Genomic DNA, 5,538 nt, shown 5'->3' with positions numbered 1-5,538 from the left:
TCGGCAGTTTCACGATCACCCAGTCGCGCGAGTAGTTCGTCAGCTTCTTGATATCGCCGAACGGCACGGTATTGAGCGGGCCGTTCTGGTGGCGAAGCTGGAACGAGCGGATGGAGATCTTCTCCACCGTGCCCTTGCAGGTTCCGATGTCGATATATTCACCGGTGCGGAACGCATCGTCGATCAGGTAGAACATGCCGGAGAACATGTCCCGGATCAGCGACTGCGCACCGAAGCCGATGGCGATGCCGACCACGCCGGCACCGGCGAAGAGCGGCGCGATGTTCACGCCCAGTTCGTCGAGCGCGATCATCAGCGCCACCGCAATGATGGCCGCCAGCAGGAAGTTGCGCACGATCATCAGCAGCGTGCCGAGCCGCGTGGTGGCGCCGACGATGGAAACGCTTTCGCCGCGTGCCATCTCCTCGGCGGCGATGAAATTCTCCACCGCGATTTCCTCATCCAGCCACAGCTTGACGGCCCGGTAGGCCATGATGGAGACGAACACCACGAGAATGAGGCCGGCAAAGCGCGCGAACGGCCCTTCCGGATCGCGCACGTCGATGCCCCATGTCGCCAGCACGCCGCTGCACACAAAGGCGATCATCAGAATGAGGGCGCCGTGCTCGAACAGCGCGCGCACGATGCCGCGGCGGCTGGCCAGCACGCGGCGGTCGGCCCGCGCGCGCCGGCGGGCGGCCTCGCGGCTGCGGTGGGAGGAGACCTCCGTTTCCGGCGGCCCGTCCGGGTTGGGCAGCGGCGCCGGCTGCGGCTCGTCATCCACCGCCCGCCCGCGCAGCAGGGCGAACGCGCGGTCGATGCAGAACACCAGAACGGCATAGCCCAGCACACCGACCGCGATGACGACGAACGGCCCGAGGATGGGCGCAATCGGCTCGGCACGGTTCAGCAGCACCCGCGCCGAGCCGATGACGGCGGCAATGAACACCGCTGCGGCGGCCAGCGTGTGCCAGTGCTCGGCCAGAAAACCGGAGGCCGGAATGTGGGTTGCCTCGCGCTCCGCCTCCTGTTCCAGCGACAGCGCGGCCTCGGCGGCGTCGGCCTCCTCATGAGTATCGACCTCAATCACCGGCGCCGGCGGCTCCGTGCGCTGCAGCGCACGGCCACGCAGCGAACGGGCCACCAGCATCAGCGCCAGACAACTGCCATTGAGCGCCACCAGCATCGTCAGCCGGTAGAGCGAGCGCGGCATCCGCGCGATTTCGATCCACGCGACAACGCCGCCGGCCACCGCCGCGAACAGGGCGATGGCCGCGAGCTGCACCGTCAGGCGGCGGGCATCGGCATCGCCCAGCGGCACGAGCCGCGATTGCGGCGCGAAGGGCGCCAGAACGGTGAGGAGGAGGATGATCGCCAGCAGCAGTTCTGCGACGGGCAGCTGAAAGATGAGGAAAATGCGTTCGGTGGAGAAGAAATCCTCGCTCATCGCCACGGAGGCCGCGGCCCCGGCCACGACGAACACGACGACCGCACCGAGCAGCAGCGCAAGCCGCCCGAGCGCGAGCGCAATGCGGTCTGCCCGGCCGGGCACCGGCGCGGCGGCCAGCGCCGCAAACCGCGACCGGGCCCACAGGGCATAAAGCGCGATGCCGAGGAGGCCGACGGCATTGGCCACCAGCGCCACGCGCATGGCCCTGAGCGTGCGCTCGATCACGCCGCGATCGACCAGCGTGCCCACCTCGTCTTCCAGATTGCGCCAGTGCGCCGGCAGATCGGTCGCCATCTCCGCAATCGCCACACGCAGATGCTGCAGCGTGAGGAGAAAAGTGGTGGTGCGCGACGGGCCGGCCGCCGCCTCGCCGCCCTCGCCCGCCCCGCCGGGCGGCGCGATGACCAGCACGGTGGCGCCCTTGGCCTTGGCGGCGGAGACCAGCTCCTGCAGCGCCGCATCCTCCGAAGGGGCCGCCTTGTCCTTGGCGCTGGCCGGCCCGGCGGCGGCAATCGCCAGCAGGCCCGCCAGAAACAGCATCGCCAGCAGGGCCGCAGGGCCGCAAGGCCCGGCCCGCCGCGAAACGGCCGGCCCGCCGCGCCCGCCGGACGCTTCCGCCGGGACACCACCCGCACCAGCCGCTTCCATCATCGTCTCAATCCCCTGCGCGCCCCTGCGCGGGCCGCTTTACACCGGCCGCTTTGCGCCTGCATCCGTGCGGGCTGCGCCGGCGCCATGCTGAACGAGAGCGCCCGCCGGCGCAACGGCAGCCGTTGCCGCGCCCGCCGCCCGCCCGCAAAGCGGCCGGCGGTGGGCGGCCATGCGGCCTGAGGCGTTGACGGACGCGGCAAGCGCCGATATCCACCGCGCGGTGGAAGTGCGCCTGCAACAGAGCGCCGCCGGAAGGACCGGCGACCCGCGCCGGAGATCCCCATGATCCGCAACGACGTCCCGATCACGCCCGCCCTCATCGCCGAGCACGGCCTGAAGCCGGACGAGTACCAGCGTATTCTCGACCTGATCGGCCGCGAACCGACGCTGACCGAGCTCGGCATCTTTTCGGCGATGTGGAACGAACACTGTTCGTACAAATCGTCGAAGAAGTGGCTGCGCACGCTGCCGACCACCGGTGAGGTCGTCATTCAGGGTCCGGGCGAAAATGCCGGCGTCGTCGACATCGGCGACGGTCAGGTGGTGGTCTTCAAGATGGAGAGCCACAACCACCCCTCCTATATCGAGCCCTATCAGGGCGCGACCACCGGCGTCGGCGGCATCCTGCGCGATGTGTTCACCATGGGTGCCCGCCCGATCGCCACGCTCGACGCACTGCGCTTCGGCGAGCCGTCCCATCCCAAGACCCGCCATATCGTGGCGGGCGTGGTTGCCGGCGTCGGCGGCTATGGCAATTCCTTCGGCGTGCCGAATGTCGGCGGCGAGGTGAATTTCGACAAGAGCTACAACGGCAACTGCCTCGTCAACGCCATGGCGGTGGGACTGGCGAAGGCCGACGGCATCTTCCTGTCGGCGGCTTCCGGCGTGGGCATGCCGATCGTCTATCTCGGCTCCAAGACCGGCCGCGACGGCATCCACGGCGCCACCATGGCGTCCGCGGAATTCGACGAGGGCTCGCAGGAGAAGCGCCCGACCGTGCAGGTCGGCGATCCCTTTGCCGAAAAGCTGCTGCTGGAAGCCTGCCTTGAGCTGATGGCCTCCGGCGCCGTCATCGCCATTCAGGACATGGGCGCCGCCGGCCTCACCTGCTCGGCCGTGGAAATGGGGGCCAAGGGCAACCTCGGCGTCGACCTCGACCTCGACAAGGTGCCGTGCCGCGAAGACGGCATGACGGCCTACGAGATGATGCTGTCGGAAAGCCAGGAGCGCATGCTCATGGTCCTGCATCCGCAGCTTGAAGACACGGCCAAGGCGATCTTCACCAAGTGGGGCCTCGACTTCGCCGTGATCGGCCAGACGACCGACACCCTGCGCTTCGTGGTGCGCCACCATGGCGCGGTGATGGCCGACCTGCCGATCAAGGAACTGGGCGACATGGCGCCCGAATATGACCGCCCGTGGGTGGCCCGCCCGGCCCCGGCGGTGATCGCGCCCGAAGAGGTGCCCGCGCCCGACGATCTGGGGGCGGCGCTCGTCAGCCTCGTCGGTTCGCCCGACCAGTCCTCGCGCCGCTGGGTGTGGGAGCAGTACGACACCCTCATTCAGGGCAACTCCGCCATCCGCCCCGGCGGCGATGCCGGCGTGATCCGCGTGGAAGGCACCGACAAGGGCCTTGCCATGACGGTCGACGTGACCCCGCGCTATTGCCGGGCCGACCCCGTGCAGGGCGGCCGGCAGGCGGTGGCGGAGGCCTGGCGCAACCTTTCGGCGGTGGGCGCAACCCCGCTGGCGCTGACCGACAACCTCAATTTCGGCAACCCGGAGCGCCCGGAAATCATGGGCGAGTTCGTGGGCTGCCTGCAGGGCATCGGCGAGGCCGCGCGCGCGCTGAACTTCCCCATCGTGTCCGGCAACGTGTCGCTCTACAACGAGACGCTGGGCGAGGCGATCCTGCCGACCCCGGCCATCGGCGGCGTGGGCCTGATGGAGGAAGTCGAGACGGCGGTGAACATCGCCTTCAAGGCGGAAGGCGAGACCATTCTGCTCGTCGGCGGCCATGGCCGCCATATGGGCCAGTCGATCTACCTGCGCGACCTGTCCGGCCGCACCGACGGCGCGCCGCCGCCGGTCGATCTGGAGGCCGAGCGCACCAACGGCGATCTCGTCCGCAGCCTCATCACGGTCGGCATGATCACCGCCTGCCACGACATTTCCGATGGCGGCCTGGCTCTGGCGCTGGCCGAGATGGCCATGGCCGGCGGCATCGGCGCCAAGATCGCCGCACTGCCCGCCCCGGCCCATATCGCCCTCTTTGCCGAGGATCAGGCGCGCTATGTCGTGACCATCGACCCGGAAGACCTCGAAGGCGTGATGATCGCCGCCGAAACCGCCGGCGTGCCGGTGGATGTGCTGGGCACCACAGGCGGCGATGCGCTGGCTGTGGACGGCGCCTTCAGCGTTGCCGTTGCAAAACTGAAGACCGCGCATGAAGATTGGTTCCCGCGCTATATGGCCGGCTGAGCGGCGTGCCGGGGCCTGCGCCCCGGCAGACCGGCCGCCCGACAGAGAGGAACCGCACCGATGGCGATGGACGCCCGCGAAATCGAAACCCTGATCCGCAGCGCCCTGCCCGACGCCCGCATCGAGATCCGCGATCTGGCAGGCGACGGCGATCATTATGCAGCGGTGGTGATCTCGGAAACCTTCCGCGGCAAGAGCCGGGTGCAGCAGCACCAGATCGTCTATGAGGCGCTGAAGGGCTCCATGGGCGGCGCGCTGCACGCGCTGGCCCTGCAGACGGCCGCGCCGGAGGCCTGAGACCGGCATTTCCGCCGCGACCGGCCTTGAAAGCCGGCGGCGGCGGGCGCATCTGCCTGAAGAGAGAGTCGTCCGCCGCCTCCGGCCCTGCCCCGGCCGGCGCGGTCCGGCGGGCAATGGCCGGCTTATCCAACATCAGCACCAAAGCAGCGCCGTCGTGCGCGGCCCGCGGGCCCGCAGCGCTGCACCGGGAGACAGTTTCAGCATGAGCGCGATTGCAGAATTCATCGACGCGGAAGTGAAGGGCACCGATGTGGTGCTCTTCATGAAGGGCACGCCCTCGTTCCCGCAGTGCGGGTTTTCCGGTCAGGTGGTCCAGATCCTCGATTATCTCGGCGTGCCGTTCAAGGGCATCAACGTGCTGGAATCGGCCGACCTGCGTCAGGGCATCAAGGACTATGCCAACTGGCCGACCATTCCGCAGCTCTACGTCAAGGGCGAGTTCGTCGGCGGCTGCGATATCGTGCGCGAGATGTTTCAGGCGGGCGAGCTGCAGACCCTGCTGAGCGAAAACGGCATTCCGGTCGAGAACGCCGCCTGACCGCCGCCCCGTTTACGATCGGCGCATAAGATCGGCGAACCTCGGGCCAGCCCGGCGTCGTCGATCGCTCTTTGCCGCCCGTTCGTTACCGCCCGTTCTCTGCCGCCCGCCGCGCCCC

Annotated in this window: 4 protein-coding genes; 3 read left to right on the top strand and 1 reads right to left on the bottom strand. The window is 68.9% G+C overall.

The features are described 5' to 3' along the window. A partial coding sequence (locus V7067_RS14995; protein ID WP_334176712.1) for a mechanosensitive ion channel domain-containing protein occupies positions 1 to 2,101 on the bottom strand: 2,101 nt, incomplete at its 3' end. 282 nt (positions 2,102 to 2,383) lie between these two features. Between V7067_RS14995 and purL the strand changes: the two genes are divergently transcribed. The 3 genes from purL (at position 2,384) to grxD (ending at position 5,420) form a co-directional block, all read left to right on the top strand. Next, on the top strand, positions 2,384 to 4,582 hold the full coding sequence (purL, locus tag V7067_RS14990) for a phosphoribosylformylglycinamidine synthase subunit PurL (protein ID WP_334176711.1): 2,199 nt from the start codon (positions 2,384 to 2,386) through the stop codon (positions 4,580 to 4,582). A 60-nt stretch (positions 4,583 to 4,642) separates the two neighbouring features. Further along, positions 4,643 to 4,879 (top strand): BolA family transcriptional regulator, encoded by a 237-nt coding sequence (locus tag V7067_RS14985; protein ID WP_334176710.1) that lies wholly within the window; start codon positions 4,643 to 4,645, stop codon positions 4,877 to 4,879. 205 nt (positions 4,880 to 5,084) lie between these two features. Next, complete coding sequence (gene grxD / locus V7067_RS14980; RefSeq protein WP_334176709.1) at positions 5,085 to 5,420, top strand: Grx4 family monothiol glutaredoxin; 336 nt, start codon at positions 5,085 to 5,087, stop codon at positions 5,418 to 5,420. Positions 5,421 to 5,538 lie beyond the last annotated feature (118 nt).

Source organism: Pseudoxanthobacter sp. (assembly GCF_036822375.1).
GTDB lineage: Bacteria > Pseudomonadota > Alphaproteobacteria > Rhizobiales > Segnochrobactraceae > Pseudoxanthobacter.
Note: the sequence above shows the minus strand (reverse complement) of the source record. Positions and strands in the feature narration are given on the sequence as shown.

Excerpts from the sequence above, each read along its gene's own strand:
- purL (WP_334176711.1), top strand. The coding sequence starts at position 2,384 with ATGATCCGCAACGACGTCCCGATCACGCCCGCCCTCATCGCCGAGCAC.
- V7067_RS14985 (WP_334176710.1), top strand. The coding sequence starts at position 4,643 with ATGGCGATGGACGCCCGCGAAATCGAAACCCTGATCCGCAGCGCCCTG.
- grxD (WP_334176709.1), top strand. The coding sequence starts at position 5,085 with ATGAGCGCGATTGCAGAATTCATCGACGCGGAAGTGAAGGGCACCGAT.